This is a genomic window from Amycolatopsis sp. DG1A-15b (genome assembly GCF_030285645.1).
Classification (GTDB): domain Bacteria; phylum Actinomycetota; class Actinomycetes; order Mycobacteriales; family Pseudonocardiaceae; genus Amycolatopsis.
In genome coordinates, this window is the sequence record NZ_CP127296.1 from 7,211,520 (window position 1) to 7,227,313 (window position 15,794).

18 protein-coding genes are annotated in these 15,794 nt (G+C 70.9%); 14 read left to right on the forward strand and 4 right to left on the reverse strand.

Going from position 1 to position 15,794, the window contains the following annotated elements:
* Nucleotides 1-32 precede the first annotated feature (32 nt).
* Both QRY02_RS33060 and QRY02_RS33065 read left to right on the forward strand, forming a co-directional pair.
* Nucleotides 33-1,919: an MFS transporter gene (locus QRY02_RS33060; RefSeq protein ID WP_285986730.1), complete on the forward strand. Its 1,887-nt coding sequence runs from the start codon at nucleotides 33-35 to the stop codon at nucleotides 1,917-1,919.
* 9 nt (nucleotides 1,920-1,928) lie between these two features.
* Entirely contained in the window at nucleotides 1,929-2,405 is a 477-nt protein-coding gene (locus QRY02_RS33065) for a DUF2771 family protein (RefSeq protein ID WP_285986731.1), read from the forward strand.
* Here the strand turns inward: QRY02_RS33065 and QRY02_RS33070 are convergent.
* Complete coding sequence (locus tag QRY02_RS33070; protein WP_013230216.1) at nucleotides 2,402-2,788, reverse strand: cold-shock protein; 387 nt, start codon at nucleotides 2,786-2,788, stop codon at nucleotides 2,402-2,404. The two genes, QRY02_RS33065 and QRY02_RS33070, sit on opposite strands and share 4 nt — an antisense overlap.
* 131 nt (nucleotides 2,789-2,919) lie before the next feature.
* Between QRY02_RS33070 and QRY02_RS33075 the strand changes: the two genes are divergently transcribed.
* Nucleotides 2,920-3,162 (forward strand): hypothetical protein, encoded by a 243-nt coding sequence (locus tag QRY02_RS33075; RefSeq protein WP_285986732.1) that lies wholly within the window; start codon nucleotides 2,920-2,922, stop codon nucleotides 3,160-3,162.
* On the opposite strand, the gene QRY02_RS33080 is transcribed toward QRY02_RS33075, so the two are convergent.
* On the reverse strand, nucleotides 3,159-3,782 hold the full coding sequence (locus tag QRY02_RS33080) for an HAD family hydrolase (protein WP_285986733.1): 624 nt from the start codon (nucleotides 3,780-3,782) through the stop codon (nucleotides 3,159-3,161). The two genes, QRY02_RS33075 and QRY02_RS33080, sit on opposite strands and share 4 nt — an antisense overlap.
* Before the next feature lie 95 nt (nucleotides 3,783-3,877).
* Here QRY02_RS33080 and QRY02_RS33085 point away from each other — a divergent pair, with 95 nt between their 5' ends.
* Entirely contained in the window at nucleotides 3,878-4,477 is a 600-nt protein-coding gene (locus QRY02_RS33085) for a TetR/AcrR family transcriptional regulator (protein WP_285986734.1), read from the forward strand.
* A complete protein-coding gene (locus QRY02_RS33090; protein WP_285986735.1) occupies nucleotides 4,474-5,442 on the forward strand; it encodes a R2-like ligand-binding oxidase in 969 nt (322 codons plus the stop codon). Before QRY02_RS33085 ends, QRY02_RS33090 begins: the two co-directional genes overlap by 4 nt.
* 43 nt (nucleotides 5,443-5,485) lie before the next feature.
* Here the strand turns inward: QRY02_RS33090 and QRY02_RS33095 are convergent, their stop codons facing one another.
* Nucleotides 5,486-6,628 carry a hypothetical protein gene (locus QRY02_RS33095; RefSeq protein WP_285986736.1) on the reverse strand — a complete coding sequence of 381 codons (1,143 nt, stop codon included), beginning with the start codon at nucleotides 6,626-6,628 and terminating at the stop codon, nucleotides 5,486-5,488.
* A 231-nt stretch (nucleotides 6,629-6,859) separates the two neighbouring features.
* Complete coding sequence (locus QRY02_RS33100) at nucleotides 6,860-8,518, reverse strand: AMP-binding protein (RefSeq protein ID WP_285986737.1); 1,659 nt, start codon at nucleotides 8,516-8,518, stop codon at nucleotides 6,860-6,862.
* Nucleotides 8,519-8,621: 103 nt separating this feature from the next.
* On the opposite strand from QRY02_RS33100, the gene QRY02_RS33105 reads away from it, so the two are divergent.
* The 9 genes from QRY02_RS33105 to QRY02_RS33145 all read left to right on the forward strand — a co-directional run bounded on the left by QRY02_RS33105 (nucleotide 8,622) and on the right by QRY02_RS33145 (nucleotide 15,793).
* Complete coding sequence (locus QRY02_RS33105) at nucleotides 8,622-9,521, forward strand: SMP-30/gluconolactonase/LRE family protein (RefSeq protein ID WP_285986738.1); 900 nt, start codon at nucleotides 8,622-8,624, stop codon at nucleotides 9,519-9,521.
* A gap of 37 nt (nucleotides 9,522-9,558) precedes the next feature.
* Complete coding sequence (locus tag QRY02_RS33110; protein WP_285986739.1) at nucleotides 9,559-11,178, forward strand: Ycf46 family AAA ATPase; 1,620 nt, start codon at nucleotides 9,559-9,561, stop codon at nucleotides 11,176-11,178.
* Complete coding sequence (locus QRY02_RS33115) at nucleotides 11,175-11,390, forward strand: DUF2997 domain-containing protein (RefSeq protein WP_285986740.1); 216 nt, start codon at nucleotides 11,175-11,177, stop codon at nucleotides 11,388-11,390. The genes QRY02_RS33110 and QRY02_RS33115 overlap by 4 nt, the downstream gene beginning before the upstream one ends.
* Nucleotides 11,378-11,953, forward strand: coding sequence for a 4Fe-4S single cluster domain-containing protein (locus tag QRY02_RS33120; RefSeq protein WP_285986741.1), 576 nt, complete (start codon nucleotides 11,378-11,380; stop codon nucleotides 11,951-11,953). Before QRY02_RS33115 ends, QRY02_RS33120 begins: the two co-directional genes overlap by 13 nt.
* A complete protein-coding gene (locus QRY02_RS33125) occupies nucleotides 11,950-12,393 on the forward strand; it encodes a hypothetical protein (protein ID WP_285986742.1) in 444 nt (147 codons plus the stop codon). The genes QRY02_RS33120 and QRY02_RS33125 overlap by 4 nt, the downstream gene beginning before the upstream one ends.
* Nucleotides 12,390-13,583: a helix-hairpin-helix domain-containing protein gene (locus tag QRY02_RS33130; protein WP_285986743.1), complete on the forward strand. Its 1,194-nt coding sequence runs from the start codon at nucleotides 12,390-12,392 to the stop codon at nucleotides 13,581-13,583. The genes QRY02_RS33125 and QRY02_RS33130 overlap by 4 nt, the downstream gene beginning before the upstream one ends.
* Nucleotides 13,584-13,618: 35 nt before the next feature.
* Nucleotides 13,619-14,332: an ESX secretion-associated protein EspG gene (locus tag QRY02_RS33135; protein ID WP_285986744.1), complete on the forward strand. Its 714-nt coding sequence runs from the start codon at nucleotides 13,619-13,621 to the stop codon at nucleotides 14,330-14,332.
* A 222-nt stretch (nucleotides 14,333-14,554) separates the two neighbouring features.
* Nucleotides 14,555-14,947 (forward strand): hypothetical protein, encoded by a 393-nt coding sequence (locus QRY02_RS33140; protein ID WP_285986745.1) that lies wholly within the window; start codon nucleotides 14,555-14,557, stop codon nucleotides 14,945-14,947.
* 312 nt (nucleotides 14,948-15,259) lie between these two features.
* A complete protein-coding gene (locus QRY02_RS33145) occupies nucleotides 15,260-15,793 on the forward strand; it encodes a hypothetical protein (protein WP_285986746.1) in 534 nt (177 codons plus the stop codon).
* Nucleotide 15,794: the final 1 nt, after the last annotated feature.

Here is a 15,794-nt window from a genome sequence, read left to right on the forward strand (position 1 = left end):
GGAACCGGCCCCCGGTAAGGCAGGATTGACACGTGGCACTCTTCGGCTCCCGCTCCGGCTCCGACGGCACCCCGTCGGGTCAGCCGCACGGCCGGAAGTCCAAGCGGCGCTGGACGCCGGAACCGGGCGCCGCGCAGGCCCGGTCCTGGCGGGACGCCGCCGCGCCGCGCGCCGAGCACGGCAGCCCGCCGCCACCCACCCGTGTCCAGCGGCCCGCGCCCCCGCGTCCGGGGTTCCACGACGGCCGTGTGCCGAACGCCGACGAAGCCCCCACCGCGGCCGCGCCGTCGAACCACCGGCCGCCGCCGCCGCCCCCGCGCGGAGCCCGGCCGTATGACCCGCACCGCACCGAGCCGGTGCGCCGCGAGCCGCCCGCCGGCGGCTTCTACCAGGGCGAACGCTACCCGGGCAGCGGCGAGTACGAGCACTACGACACCGGCGGCTACGCGGGCGAACCGCGGCCGCCGGAGCCGGCGCCCCAGCCGCCGCGGGACGAGCCGCGCACGCCGGGCGGCACGCCGAAGCTTCCGAAGAAGATCACCGTCACGCGGGTGGCGGCGATGCGCAGCCGCCAGCTGACCGGCCAGGCCGTCGACGCCTTCCAGCGCGCGACGAAGGCCGACGGCGCCGAGAAGTCCGGCCTCACCTCGCTGACCTACGCCGTGATGCTGAACTACGCCAGCGACGCGGCGATGGCGATCGCGCTGGCCAACACCCTCTTCTTCGCCGCCACCAGCGGCGAGAGCAAGGGCAAGGTGGCGCTCTACCTGCTCATCACGATCGCGCCGTTCGCGCTGGTCGCGCCGGTGATCGGGCCCGCGCTCGACAAGGTGCAGCGCGGACGGCGGCTGGCGATGTGCGCGTCTTCCGTCGGCCAGGGGCTGATGGCCGTGGTGATGGCGCTGCACTTCGACGACTGGCTGCTCTACCCGGCCGCGCTCGGGATGATGGTGCTGTCGAAGTCGTTCACCGTGCTCAAGGCCGCGGTGACGCCGCGGGTGCTGCCGTCGGAGATCACGCTCTCCAAGACGAACGCCCGGCTGACCACGTTCGGCCTGGTCGCCGCGGGCGTGTTCGGCGCGGTGGCCAGCGGTGTCAACGCGATCTCCGGCTCGGCGGGCGCGCTGTGGTTCACGGCGTTGATCTGCGTCGCCGCCGCCGTCCAGTCGATGCGGATCCCGGCCTGGGTCGAGGCCACCGAGGGCGAAGTGCCGACTTCCCTTTCGGCGCACCCGAAGGAGAAGAAACGCCGTCAGCCGATGGGGCGCCACATCGTCGTCGCGCTCTGGGGCAACGGCTCGGTGCGCGTGCTCACCGGCTTCCTCATGATGTTCGCCGCGTTCGCGGTCAAGGCGCAGACCGAGGGCAGCGGGCAGACCCCGTTCATGCAGCTGCTGCTGCTCGGTGTGATCGGCGCGGCGGCGGGGGCCGGCGGGTTCCTCGGCAACGCGCTGGGCTCGCGCCTGCACTTCGGCAGCCCCGACCAGGTGATCGTCGGGTGCGTCGCGGGCTGCGTGCTGGCCGCGCTGGTCGCGACGATCCTGCCCGGCCTGGCCACGGCCGCGATCGTCGGCCTGGTCGGTGCCACCGCCAGCGCGCTGGCGAAGATCAGCCTCGACGCCGTCATCCAGGAAGACCTGCCCGAGGAGTCGCGCGCGTCGGCGTTCGGCCGCTCGGAAACCGTGCTGCAGCTGGCGTGGTGCTTCGGCGGTGGCGCCGGGCTGCTGCTGCCGCCGACGTACTGGATCGGCTTCCTGGTGATCACGGTCGTGCTGGCCGTCGGGTGCGCGCAGACGTTCCTCGTGCGCCGCGGCGGCTCGCTCGTGCCGGGCCTCGGCGGCGACCGGCCGCTGCGCCCCGAGCCGACCGGCAGCTTCCCGGCCCAGGGCCTGCCCAGCGACCCGCGGGCCCGCCGGTAGGCTCCGGCCATGCGACGTTCCCGGGTGGTGGCCCTGTTTGCGGCCGGTGGGTTCGCGGTGGCCGGCTGCTCGGCACCCGGCCCGGCCGAGGTCACCTTCTACGCCGACGGCCACACCGTCAACACCACGCCCGTGCTCACGTGCGACTACTCGCAGAAGCTCGCGCAGCCGTGCAACGCGAAGGGTTCGACGCAGACGCTGAAGGTCCGCCCGGGCAAGCCGGTGCAGATCTCGGTGCCCGGCGAGGTCGCGGACTCGCCCTGGCAGATCGTCTACGAGTACGTGACCCCGCAGGGCGAGTTCAAGCAGAGCGACCCGATCCCGTTCACATCGCTGGACCGCTACGCCTACACGGTCACGCCGCCGACGCCCGCCGACCGCATCTCGGCGGTGGACGTGCAGAAGTACACGGCCGTGCTCAACGCGGACACCGGCGAGTCGGGCCTGCTGCCCAGCGACGTGTGGGGTTTGCGGCTGGAGGCTTAGGGATCGATGTCGCGGGCGACCGCGCGCATGATCTCGGCGATCTGCTTGGTGTGCTTGCGGTCCGGGTAGCGGTTGCGCCGCAGGTCCGGCTGCACCTTGAGCTCGAGCAGCTTGATCATGTCCTCGATCAGGCCGTGCAGCTCCTCGGCCGGGCGGCGCCGCGCCTCGGCGACGGACGGCGGCGGGTCGAGCAGCCGGACGGAGAGCGCCTGCGGCCCGCGGCGGCCGTCGGCGACGCCGAATTCCAGCCGCTGGCCGGCCTTCAGCCCCTCGACGCCCTGCGGCAGCGCGGCCTTGCGAATGTAGACGTCGGCGCCACCGTCCTGCGTGACGAACCCGAACCCCTTCTCCGCGTCGTACCACTTGACCTTGCCGGTCGGCACTTCCCTCACCAGTCCTTCTGCTGTCCGCTCACGACGAACGCGCCCGGGGCGTACCCAGGGCGCGCTGGGTAAAGGGTATCTCGCCACAGGCCCTGGGGAGAAGTCGATACCGCCGGATACCCTCTTGCGTCATGAAGAGCACGACGAAGGAGGCGGGCGTGGCCGCTCCCGGCAAACCGTTCCTGATGCGCGTCGGCATCGGGCTTTTCGGCCTCGGCATGCTCGCCGTACTGGCGGTTTTCATCATGTTCGCCGCCGGTTTGGAGAACCTGCCGATCTGGCTTTCGGTCGCCGCCGGGGTCATCACGCCCCTTGGCCTGCTGCTGGGCTTGATCGCGCTGGTGATCGAGGCGCGCGGCAAGAAGGAAAGCTAGGGCACCGCGCTCCCCGCGAACGTCTTCTCGAACCACTCCGGGAACTCCGTCAGCGATTCGAACACCACCTCCGCCCCTTCGCTCAGCAGGAGCGTGCGGTCGCACGGCCCGGTGGTGACGCCGACCGGGATCGCACCGGCGGCGAGCGCACCCCGGATGTCACCGGCGTGATCTCCGACATACACGCGGGCGTCGTGCGCCAGCAGCGCTTCGGCCTTCTGCGTCGACCACAGCTCGCCGATGACTTCGTCGACGTCGAGCCCGAGCGCGTCCACGTGCAGCTGGGCGTTGGGCCCGTACTTCCCGGTGACGACCAGCGTGCGCCCGCCGGCGGCCCGCACCGCGCGGAGGGACTCGACCGCGCCCGGCAGCGCGACCGCGCTCGGCACGACCACCTCGGGGTACATCGCGCGGAACCGGTCGACGAGCCCGGGGATGCGCTCCTCGGGCGCTTCGAAGCCGCGCAGGATGTCGTCGAGCGGTGGCCCGAGGTTGGCCGCGAACGCGTCGCCGTCCAGCGGCAAGCCGGATTCGACGCCGAGCGCATTCATCGCCGCGGCCATGCCCGGCCGCGCGTCGATCAGTGTCATGTCGAGGTCGAACCCCACGGTGATGCCCACGCCGACCACCGTAGCCGCCACCACCGACAGTTTTACGTGCGAACAGATCGTGTACAGCGCCTTGACAGCAGAGTGATGTGTGTCAAGGTGAAGGTGTGACCAGCTTCACCCAGCGGACGAAGGCGTCCCTCCGCGAAGCGCTCCTCGACGCCGCCGCCGACCTGCTGCCGGACCGCGGTCACGCGGGCCTGCGGATGGCCGACGTCGCCGCGAAGGCCGGGGTGAGCAGGCAGACGGTCTACAACGAGTTCGGGAACAAGGCGGCGCTGACCCAGGCGGTGGCGCTGCGCACCGCGTCGGAGTTCCTCGACGGGATCCGGCAGCGGTTCGAAACGGCGGACGGGCTCCTGGCGGGCATCCACCACGCCGTCGTCTACACGATCGAGCACGCGCGGGAAAACCGCCTGGTCGCGGCGGCGCTCGGCACCGAAGCCGGTGAGGACCTGCTGCCCCTGCTGACCACCCGGGGCGAGCCGATCCTCACCGCGGCCGCGGACCTCGCCGCCGGGCAGTACCGCGAATTCGAACCAGGGCTCTCCGCCGAAGCCGCGGCCCTGCTCGCGGAGACCGTCGTGCGCCTTTCCCTGTCGCACCTGGTGCTTTCCACGCACTCGGCGGCGGAGGCGGCCGACGCCGTCACCGCGGTCGTGGAACCCGCGATCCGCCAATTCGTCCATAATGGAGTGAACCGATGACCGACACCCTCCCGGAGCTCCGGACCGGTTTTTCCTCGCTGCGCAAGGGCGGGCTGAACTGGGATTCGTTCCCGCTGCGCCTGTTCGTCAAGGGCAACAAGAAGTTCTGGAACCCGGCCGACATCGACTTCGGCCGCGAGCGCGAAGGCTGGGACACGCTCAACCCGGAACAGCAGCGTTCGGCGACCTACCTCGTCGCGCAGTTCATCGCCGGCGAAGAAGCCGTCACCGAAGACATCCAGCCGTTCATGCGGGCGATGTCGGCGACCGGCCGGTTCGGCGACGAGATGTACCTGACGCAGTTCTGCTTCGAGGAAGCCAAGCACACGGAGGTGTTCCGGCGCTGGATGGACGCCGTGGGGCTGACCGAGGACCTGCACCCGTTCGTCGCCGAAAACCCGCACTACCGCAAGCTGTTCTACGAAGAGCTGCCACAGTCGCTGCGGGCGCTGGAGGACGATCCCAGCCCGCTCAACCAGATCCGGGCGAGCGTGACGTACAACCACGTCATCGAGGGCAGCCTCGCGCTCACCGGGTACTACTCGTGGCAGCTGATCTGCACCCAGCACGACATCCTGCCGGGCATGCAGGAACTGGTCCGCCGCATCGGCGACGACGAGCGCCGCCACATGGCCTGGGGCACGTTCACCTGCCGGCGCCACGTCGCCGCGGACGACTCGCTGTGGGACGCGGTGCAGCAGCGGATGGGCGAGCTGCTGCCGCACGCGCTCAACATGATCCAGTGGGTGCAGGACCAGTTCGAGGAACTGCCGTTCGACAACGACCCGCAGGAGATCGTCCAGTACGCGGCCGACCGGGCGCAGCGGCGGCTGGGCGCGATCGAGTCGGCGCGCGGGATGCCGGTGGAGCAGATCGACGTCGACTACTCGCCGGAGCAGCTCGAAGAGACCTTCGGCGAGGAAGACGCGAAGGCGATCGCGGAGGCCGCCGCGGCGGTGGGCTGAGGACGCTCGCCGGGCGGTGCGGACACCGCCCGGCGAAGGTCCGTCAGCTCGCCGGCCAGTAGACCGCGTGCCAGCCGTAGGACCGGTCGGACCTGCCGATGATCGTCCCGTCGGTGGCGATCCCGGTCGCCCAGCTGTATTGGCCGCCGGGCAGGGTGCCGAGGATCGTTTCCGTGCCGTCGGCGTCCCAGCGGGCCGCCACCGATTCGACGTTGCCGACGATCGTGCCCGACGCGTTGAGCGCCACCGCCGCCGAACGCCGCGCGCCCTCCAGCACGGTGGTCCCGCTCGCGGACCAGCGCACCGCCCGGTCCTCGGCGAAGTCGACGTACCCGCTGCCGACGACCACCCCGGCGCGGTTGATCGCGCGCGGCGTGGCGGAGGCAGGCGAAGCCGGCCAGCCGAGCCGCACCTGCCGTCCGTCCCGCTTCCAGACGACCGGAGCCGGCCGGCCGGCCTCGGTGACGGTCCCGGCGATCACGCCGAAGTCGTTGATGGCGGCTGCCGTGGCGCCGGGGTTGCCTTGGTTGCCCGGTGAGAGATCGGTGATCGCGCCGGTGGCGGTCCAGCGGACCGCGTGCTGGTTGCCGGCGGCGTCCGTGGCTTCGCCGCTGAGCAGTGCGCCGTCCCCGGTGATCCCGGTGACGTGGGTCTGCCCGCCGCCGGGCAGCGTCGCGAGTGGGGTGACCGAGCCGTTCGGGGCCCAGCGCAGCGAGACGCGGGTGCCCTGCGGGTCGACACCACCGCCGGCGACCACGCCGGTCCGGCTGATGACGCCGGCGTCGGACGACGACCCGGCCCACGGCAGTGCGGTGACCGAGCCGTCCGGGGCCCAGCGGACCGCGTGCACGCCTTCGTGCCCGTCGAAGGCCCAGCCCACGGCCACCCCGGCGTCGTTGACGGCGACCGCCGAGCCCTGTTCGCCGCCCAGTGTCGGCAGGGCGCTGATGCGGCCCTGGCGGTCCCACTTCACCGGGTGGTACCGCAGGCGCACGTCCTGCGGGTACGACTGACCGACCATCGTGCCGGCGGCGTTGATCGCGGCCACGTCGCTGAACTGGTCACCCGGCAGGGTGCCCAGGTCGACCGGCCCGGCGGTGGCCGCCGCCGCGACTCCCGGCAGGCTCAGCGCGGCCGCCGCGAGCAGCGTCCCCACGGTGAGCGGTTTCTTCAGGCAGGACAGCATGACTTCCTCCTCCGGCGGCATCCGTCGCTTCCGTCCGGAAGCGCCCCCTTCCGCCGCGAAGGGACCACGCCCGCCCGCCCCGATCGGTTTAGGTGCTGTCCCCGAGGCGCGTGTGGGGCGCCTTCACGAAGGTGCCCCACACGGACGTTCACCACTCCCAGGTCAGGATGATCATCGTTCGCCTCCCTTCGCGGAATCGCGAAGGGACAACGCCCGGCCGTCCCGGACGGTTTAGGCGTGTTTCGTGGCGGCGGCCTGCTCCAGACCCAGCAGGCTGATCGACTTCTCGCGCATCTCGACCTTGCGGACCTTCCCGGTCACCGTCATCGGGAACTCCTCGACGACGTGGACGTACCGCGGGATCTTGTAGTGCGCCAGCTTGCCGCTGCAGAACTCGCGCACCTTCTCCGCCGTCAACGGGGAAGCGCCCTCGCGCATCCGGACCCAGGCCATCAGCTCTTCGCCGTACTTCTCGTCGGGGACGCCGATCACCTGCGCGTCGAGAATGTCCGGGTGCGTGTACAGGAACTCCTCGATCTCGCGCGGGTACAGGTTTTCCCCGCCGCGGATCACCATGTCCTTGATGCGGCCGGTGATGTTGACGTAGCCGTCGGCGTCCATCACCGCCAGGTCGCCGGTGTGCATCCAGCGGGCCGCGTCGATCGCCTCGCTCGTCTTGTCGGGCTGTTCCCAGTACCCGAGCATCACCGAATACCCGCGCGTGCACAGCTCGCCCGGCTCGCCGCGTGGGACCGTCAGGCCGGTTTCGGGGTCGACGACCTTGACCTCCAGGTGCGGCCCGACGCGCCCGACCGTCGACACGCGCCGCTCGATCGAGTCGTCGGACCGGGTCTGCGTCGACACCGGGGACGTCTCGGTCATGCCGTAGCAGATGGACACCTCGGCCATCCCCATCCGGTCGATGACCTGCTTCATCACCTCGACCGGGCACGGCGACCCGGCCATGATCCCGGTGCGCAGCGACGACAGGTCGAACTCGCCGAAGTCCGGGTGGTTGAGCTCGGCGATGAACATCGTCGGCACGCCGTAGAGCGACGTGCACCGCTCGGCCGCGACCGCTTCGAGGGTGGCGCGGGGGTCGAACGCCGGCGCGGGGATGACCATGCAGGCGCCGTGGCTGGTGCAGGCCAGGTTGCCCATCACCATGCCGAAGCAGTGGTAGAACGGCACCGGGATGCACACCTTGTCCTGCTCGGTGTAGCCGCACAGCTCGCCGACGAAGTAACCGTTGTTGAGGATGTTGTGGTGGGACAGCGTCGCGCCCTTGGGGAAGCCCGTGGTCCCGGACGTGTACTGGATGTTGATCGGGTCGTCGGCCGACAACCCGGCCTGCAGGTGCGCCAGCTGCGCCGGGTCGCCCCCGCGGCCGGCCTCCAGCAGCGCCTGCCAGCCCTCGCCGCCCAGGATCACGACCTGCTCGAGTGCCGCGCACTTCTCGCGCACCTCGTCGGCCATCGCGGGGTAGTCGGACGTCTTGAACTTGTCCGACGCGACCAGCAGCCGGATGCCGGCCTGGTTGAGCACGTACTCCAGCTCGTGCGCGCGGTAGGCCGGGTTGATGTTGACCAGGATGGCACCGATCTTCGCCGTCGCGTACTGGAGGAACGTCCACTCCGCCCGGTTCGGCGACCAGATGCCGACCCGGTCGCCCTTGCCGATGCCCTGCGCGACCAGGCCCAGGGCCAGCGCGGTCACCTCGGCGGCCAGCTCCCGGTAGGTCCACCGCCGGCCGGCGGTGCGGTCCACCAGCGCGTCCCGGTCCCCGAACGCGGCCACCGTCCGGTCGAAGTTGCCGCCGATGGTGTCCCCGAGCAGCGGGACCTCCGACGTCCCCGAGGCGTAGCTCGGCAGAGCGGGCGCGTCAGGCATGGTGCCTCCTGAAGTCGACGGTGACTGCCGCCGAGTCTAAGAACGAGGTACCGGGTCAGCCAGCTCGGTGGCAGGATCCCCTGGGAAAAGGGGAGGGAACCCGATGCGAAGAATCCTGGCTCTGGCGTCCGCCGTCCTGCTGCTCGCGGTGGCCGCACCGGCGTCCGCGGCGACGAAGGTGATCGTGCTGCCCGGCGCCACGTCCGCCGAAGGGATCACCGCCGCCGGCGGCGGCACCTACTACACCGGCGACCTCATCGCCGGCACGATCTTCCGCGAGGACATCCGGCGCGGCACGGCCGAGCGCTTCATCGAAGCGCCGCCCGGCCAGATGGCGGCCGGGGTGGACTTCGACCGGCGCCACGGCCTGCTGTTCGTCGCCGGCGCGATCGGCGGCAAGGCCTACGTCTACGACGTCCGCACCAAGGCGAAGGTCGCGGACTTCACCTTCGGCGACCCGCAGACGTCCTACGTCAACGACGTGGTGGTGACACCACAGGGCGCGTGGTTCACCGACTCCTACCACCCGCAGCTGTTCTTCGTGCCGGTCGTGGCCGGCCGGCTCGGGACGCCGCGCACCCTGCCGCTGACCGGGCCGGGCGCGGGCGGCTCGCCGGGGAACTTCTTCATGAACGACGTCATCGCCACGCCGTCCGGCAACACCCTGCTCGTGGCCGCGACGATCCCCGGCAAGGTGTACACGATCAACCCGCACACCGGGGTCAGCGAAGAGATCGCGGGCGTGGCCGCGCCCAGCGTCGCCAGCCTCGTGCTCGAAGGGAACCGGCTCTGGGCGGTGCAGCTCGACGACAAGATCACCCGATGGTGTCTCGACGGCAACCTGAGCCACGGCACCCCCGCCGGCACGATCACCGACCCGCTGTTCGACCAGCCGGTCTCGGCGCTCAAGGTCGGCAGTCATCTCGCCGTGGTCAACTCCCACATCTACAGCGGCTACCCGCCCACCAGCCCGACGTACGAGGTCCTCGTCGTCGACGCGTGAGTTGGTAGTGTCCGAACGGACTTCGAGGGGGCGTTCGATGGCCGGCGAGGGGTTTCGCGACGAGCTGACCCAGCTGCTGCAGGCGCGCTACCCGCTGCTCGTCGTGGAGACGCACGAGGAGCAGCGGGTGCTGCGGGAGATCCGCGCGGTCGCCGAAGACGCCCACCGGCTGCGGACCCCGCGGCGCGTCTACGTCTGGTCGTCCACCACCGGGCTGGCGCCCGCGGGCGGACCGCCGATCAGCGAGACCCGCACCGCGTCGGCCGCTCTGGAACGCGTCTACGGCTGGGGTGAGCCCGCCGTCTTCGTGTTCGCCGACCTGCATCCCTCGCTGGTGTCCGAAGGCGGGCACCGGCCCGATCCCGACGTCGTGCGCCGGCTGCGGGAGCTCGCCGCCGCGTTCAAGACCCGGCCGGTGCCGCTCAGCCTGATCCTCGTGTCGCCGTCGCTGCCCGTGCCGCCGGAGCTGGAGCACGACGCGACCGTCGTCGACTTCCCGCTGCCCGACCAGCGCCAGATCGGCGAGCTGCTGGACAGCATGGTCGCCGCGCACCGGCAGAACGTCCGGATCAGCATCGACCGCGACGACCGCGACACGATCGTCGCCGCCGCGCGCGGGCTGACGCTGCCGGAGGCCGAAAACGCGTTCGCCAGGGCCCTGGTCGAGGGCGGCGGGCTCGATCCGAGCGACCTCGAGCTGATCCTCGCCGAGAAGCGCCAGGCCGTGCGGCGGTCCGGGATGCTCGACATCGTGCCGGCGGAGACGAGCTTCGACGCCGTCGGCGGCCTCGACCGGCTCAAGCGCTGGCTGACCAAGCGCACCGGCACCTGGACACCCGCGGCGTCGGCGTACAACCTCGCGGCGCCGAAGGGCCTGCTGCTCACCGGCGTCCCCGGCTGCGGCAAGAGCCTGTCCGCGGTGTGCGTCGCGAACATGTGGCGGCTGCCGCTGCTGCGGCTGGACCTCGGGCGCGTCTTCGCCGGGCTCGTGGGCTCGAGCGAGAAGAACATCCGCACGGTCATCCGCACCGCGGAGGGCATCGCGCCGTGCGTGCTGTGGGTCGACGAGATCGAAAAGGGCCTCGCCGGTGCCGGCGGCGGGGGTGACGGCGGCACCGCGCGGCGCGTGTTCGGCACGTTCCTGTCCTGGATGCAGGAGAAGTCGGCGCCGGTGTTCGTGATGGCGACGGCAAACCAGGTCGGCTCGCTGCCGCCGGAGTTCCTGCGCAAGGGCCGGTTCGACGAGATCTTCTTCGTGGACCTGCCCTCGGCGCCCGAGCGCGCCGCGATCTGGCGGATCCACCTGGGCAAGCGCGTCACCGATCCGTTCGTGGGCAGCGAACTGCGGCTGGACGACGCGCTGTTCGCCGAGCTCGCCGACGTCAGCGCGGGCTACAGCGGCGCCGAGATCGAGCAGGCGGTGCTGTCCGGACTGGTCGACGCGTTCGCCGAGAAGCGGCCCCTGCGCCGCGACGACCTGGTGCGGGCGGTGAAGTCGACCGTGCCGCTGTCGGTCACCCAGGCCGACGAGATCCTGGCCATCCGGAACTGGGCGGAGACCAGGGCCGTCGCCGCCACGGACACTTCGGTGCCCGTTTCGGAGCCCGTCGCGCCGCCGCCTCCGGCGGCACCGAGTGGGAGGACGATCGACGTATGACGCACCGCGTGACCGTGACGATCGGCAAGGACGGCTCGATCAGCGCCGAGACGCACGGCGTGACCGGCTCGAAGTGCCTCGACTACATCCCGCTGCTGGAGGACCTGCTCGGCGCGGAGACCGTGACGTCGGAGTTCACCGAGGACTACCGGCGTACGACGGCTTCCGCGGAAGACACCGCTTCGCAGCAGCAGTCGCAATGGAACTCCTGAACCTCCACCGGATCGTCGACACCACCGCCGCCGAGGGCCCCGGCGTCCGGTGTGCCGTGTGGACGCAGGGGTGTTCGGTGCGCTGCCCGGGCTGCTTCAACCCGCAGACGTGGACGACCCGCGGCGGGTTTTCCCTGTCGTGGCAGGACCTCGTGGCGCGCGTGCTCACCGTCTCCGGGATCGAAGGCGTCACGCTGCTCGGCGGTGAGCCGTTCGACCAGGCCGGCCCGCTGGGTCTCTTCGCCGCGGCGGTGCGCTCGGCGGGGCTCTCGGTGATGACGTTCACCGGGCACGTCCGGGAGGAGCTGCCGCCGTCGAAGCTCCTGGACTCGACGGATCTGCTGGTGGACGGGCCGTTCCTGGCGGATCGGCCGGAGCCGTCCCGGCCGTGGGTCGGCTCGGCGAACCAGCGGTTCCACTTCCTGACCGACCGCTACGACGAGTCGATCTTCACCACCCCGAACCGCCTGGAACTGACGATCGCCCGCGACGGCGCGATCGAGCTGAACGGGTTCGCCACCACCGAAGTACTCGAAGCGCTGCTCGAAGGGGATCGCCGATGAGTGTCACGCTCAAGCTGCGCAGTGAAGCACTGGCCCAGCTCGACGCCGCCACGATCGCCGCGCACGCGCAGGCGCGGCCGGGGGTCGTCACCGTGCGGACCCGGATGCGCCACCGCGATCTGCTGGCCCGCGCGCTCGCCGGGCTGAGGGCCCAGGTCACCGACGACGGCACGTCGGTCGTCGCCGCTTGGGAAGGGCGGCGGATCACGTTCGGCTACGGCCCCGAGGGCGTCCAAGTGGCGCACGTCGACGGGCCGGGCCTGGTGCCCGCGGAAGCTTCGCGGCTGGTGCTGTCGGTCGATGAGGCGTACGCGGCCGAAGTGCAGCGGGCGGTGCTGGCCCGGCTGAAGGACCGGGCGGCCCAGGCGGGCATGCGCGTCGAGGCGGAGCGGGTCAACGCCGACCAGTCGATCAGCGTCACGCTGGCCGCCACGTCGTGACCGAGACCAGGGTCGGGCTGATCGAGTTCGGCAAGGCGATCCACGACTCGGTCACCGTCCCCGGCCTCGGGGAGCTGCCGGGCGGGCAGGTGAGCGCGGGGCGCGCGGTCCGCGGCGCCCGCGCGCGGCTCCGCCGGGGCGACCGGATCGTCGAGGACAACCTGCGCCTGGGGATCATGGTGCGGAAGAAGTTCTTCTCCAGCGAAGTCGAGCCGGTGACCGACGCCGGATTCCTCAAGGACGTGTTCGTCGCCGTGGGGCGGCGGGATCTCGGCAACGGCGACGCGCTGGAGCTGTACACCGATGACACCGCCGGGCCGGACATGAGCCGTCAGGAGGGCGCCGCCTCGGTGGTGGCGCCGGCTTTCGAGCCGCTGACGGGGTTCCACGCGCAAGTGCACGTCCGCGAAGGCGTCCTGCGGTTCGGGGCGCTGTGTTCTTCGGCGCGCGGAGGCCAGCCGATGCGGGTGCTCGGGCTGTTCGGGCCCGCGGGGCCGCTCGAGGAGCTGCCGTCCGGCCAGGTGGGGACGGTGTTGCTGGGCTTCCAGTGCGACGTGCCCCCGTTGGCAGGCGACGTGCTGACGGCGTTCCCGTCGCCGGAGTACGTGGAGCAGCGCGACGGAACGGCGGTGGTGCACGGCGTCAGCGACCTCGGCCACGGCTCGGTGGTGGCGGCGGTCGAGGTGCCGGAGGGCCGGAGCGCGGCGTTCACGGTGGGTGTGCGGACCAGGGTGCTGCGCCCGATCGGGACGACGTTCAACGAGCGGAGCACGGTCATCGCGGCGGAGCTGCCGGTGCTTTCCCTGGCGCGCGACGGGATCGCGGTGCGGACGACGGCGGGATCGCGGGTGTTCACGGTCGGGCTCGGGACCAGGGATCTGCGGCAGAACGACGTGCTCGAGGCTTATGTCCCGGCGATTCCTCCGTTGGCGCCGCCGCCTGCTCCGCCGGTGGCGCTGGTGGACGTCAACGCGGCTTCGGAGGCTTCGCTGGCAAGCCTGCCGGGCCTGACGCCATCACGGGTGGCTTCGGCGTTGGAGCTGCGAAAGCGCCAGGGCGGCTTCCCGGACGTGGAGGCGTTCGGAGTGGCGATCGGCTTGCAGCCGCACGAAATAGTCCGGTTGCGCGGACGGGCGACGGCCGGCCGGGTGGCGTTGCCCGAGACGGGCGTGCGCCAGCTCGACATCTGAGGGCGCGGGGTGCCGGTTCCGCTACGCTCGGGAACGTGCCGGAGGAATTCTCGCTGGGGTTGCCGGAGGTCGCCGCCGCGGTCCGGCGCACAGGCCTCCCGGCGCACTGGCACCCGTTCGAGATCCCCAGCCCGGGCCACACGCTGGAGGAGCACGACCGCATCCTGGCCGCGGCGTGGGACGCGATGCGAGCGCGCGGCCTGGCGGGCCCGGAGAAGCTGGACATCGAGGTGGAGCAGACGCTCCGGGCGTGGACGCAGCCGGAGGTGTTGATCATCGTCCGGGCAGCGGAGGTGACGGACGGCCGCCAGGTGTTCTACCGAGCCACGATCGGCCACGGCCTGGGCGTGTACTCGGAGCGGGTGCCGGACGGGATCAATTTCGTCCAGATCCGCCCCGACCACCTGGTCGACGCCCTGGTCGGCATCCTCCCCCGCTACGGACCGCTGCCGGTGGCCCCGGCGACGTCGACGGTGGGCCCGGGCCGGCCACCGGACACCGAAGCGCTGCGGGAGTACGCCCAGTGGGTCCCGCACCGCCACGGCACGTTCGAGCTGTCGACCCGAGCCGGCCAGGGCAGCCTCCGCCCGGTGGGCACGGTGACGTTCGTGGACACGGACGCGGGCCGCTACCTGACGTTCACGGAGCCCCTGTCCGGCGGCGAGTCCCGGTTGAGGTTCGTCCCTTCGGACGGGGGACACCTGAGAGGGTGGCTGCACGAGCGCATCGCGGAGACGACCCACCGGTGATCCGCGTCCTCGCGGTCCGGCGTGGCCTACCCGTAGTGTTCAGGTCGTGACCCGAGCAGTTCGCCTTCGCGCCACCGTCCTCGTCTTGGCCACCTTGGCGCTCGCGCTGAGCGCCTGCGACAGCAAGGTGGGGGAACGCCGCAAGCCGCGGACACGTCGTCGAGCCCCAGCCCCACTTCCACCACGGCGACCGGCAGTCCGGGCGACAACCCGTTCGGGGACATGAAAGCCTGCCCCACCCTCGACAAGGCGCTCAGCGGTCAGGGCTACGCATTCCCCACACCGACCACAGCCGATGCCAAGCGCAGCTGCACGACCGAAAAGAAGACCGGCGACGAGTTGACCGGCGTGACCCTCTCCTTACACGCTGGTCAGACGATCAACGAGAACATCGCCGACCCCAGCAAGGCCTCGACCGGCACGGTCAACGACCGGCCCGCCGTCCAGGTGCGCGAACCCATCGGCGCGAAGGGGCAGTGCGCCATCGCGATGGAGGTCAAGCCGAAGTCGCGGGCAGTCGTATCGGTGACCTTGAGTTTCGGCACCACGGACCAGGCCTGCGCGGACGTCAACGACATCGCAACCAAGGTCGAGCCGCTCCTGCCGCGGTCCTGATTCTCAGCCATGCGTAACGTACGAACCGTGACCCGGCCGGGCCTCGGCCGCCGAACTGCCTTGACCAGTCTCGTTCTGCTCGCCCTGAACGGCTGTGGAAGCGAAGTCGCGGGGACACCTCAAGCAGTTGGCGCCCTCCAGCCCGGGCAGACGATCAACCAGACCATCGCCGACCCGAGCAAGGCGTGACCGGGGACGTCAACGGACGAGGCATGCCGGCTGGTCGACGACGTTTCGACAAAAGTCGAGCCGTTCCTGCCCAAATAGCGACATGGCGAACAGTGACACGAGGCGCAGTCACTACTACAGTACTTGTTCGACACAGAGGGTGATGAGTGGTCGACCGCGCTTTGGGAGGGATCGATGGCATCAGGAGCTCAGTTCGGGGGGCCACCTCCCACGACACCAGCTGGCGACGCCGGGAACAACTTCCTGTCGAACCTCCTCGACGTCCCTTTGGACGCGGAGGGCGCGAAGCGGGTCAACGAAGGGGCCCAGCAGTTCAAAGCCCTGGCCGAGGGTGGCGGATTCAGCATCAACGAAGCGGGTTTCGAGCATTACCGGAAGGTGTGTGACACCTTCATCGACGGGTACAACAGCATCAGTCGCGACCTGCACGTGCTCAGCCTTGCTGCGCAGATGGGTGGCAGCGACTACGCCAAGCAAGTGTCGAACTTCAACGTCAAGGTCGCGGTGAGCGACCACGAGTCGCTCGTGCCCAACCTCGAGTTGCTCTCCGAGGGTTTCAAGCAGGTCCGCGAAGCGCTCGAAATCGCCCGCAAGAACTATCGCGAGACCGAAGACGCACACAGCCAGACCTTCGCCAAGCTCCGCGGGAGCGAGTGAT

Coding starts and splice junctions, on each gene's coding strand:
- QRY02_RS33065 (WP_285986731.1), top strand. CDS start 1,929: ATGCGACGTTCCCGGGTGGTGGCCCTGTTTGCGGCCGGTGGGTTCGCG.
- QRY02_RS33075 (WP_285986732.1), top strand. CDS start 2,920: ATGAAGAGCACGACGAAGGAGGCGGGCGTGGCCGCTCCCGGCAAACCG.
- QRY02_RS33090 (WP_285986735.1), top strand. CDS start 4,474: ATGACCGACACCCTCCCGGAGCTCCGGACCGGTTTTTCCTCGCTGCGC.
- QRY02_RS33095 (WP_285986736.1), bottom strand. CDS start 6,628: ATGCTGTCCTGCCTGAAGAAACCGCTCACCGTGGGGACGCTGCTCGCG.
- QRY02_RS33100 (WP_285986737.1), bottom strand. CDS start 8,518: ATGCCTGACGCGCCCGCTCTGCCGAGCTACGCCTCGGGGACGTCGGAG.
- QRY02_RS33105 (WP_285986738.1), top strand. CDS start 8,622: ATGCGAAGAATCCTGGCTCTGGCGTCCGCCGTCCTGCTGCTCGCGGTG.
- QRY02_RS33110 (WP_285986739.1), top strand. CDS start 9,559: ATGGCCGGCGAGGGGTTTCGCGACGAGCTGACCCAGCTGCTGCAGGCG.
- QRY02_RS33115 (WP_285986740.1), top strand. CDS start 11,175: ATGACGCACCGCGTGACCGTGACGATCGGCAAGGACGGCTCGATCAGC.
- QRY02_RS33120 (WP_285986741.1), top strand. CDS start 11,378: ATGGAACTCCTGAACCTCCACCGGATCGTCGACACCACCGCCGCCGAG.
- QRY02_RS33125 (WP_285986742.1), top strand. CDS start 11,950: ATGAGTGTCACGCTCAAGCTGCGCAGTGAAGCACTGGCCCAGCTCGAC.
- QRY02_RS33140 (WP_285986745.1), top strand. CDS start 14,555: ATGAAAGCCTGCCCCACCCTCGACAAGGCGCTCAGCGGTCAGGGCTAC.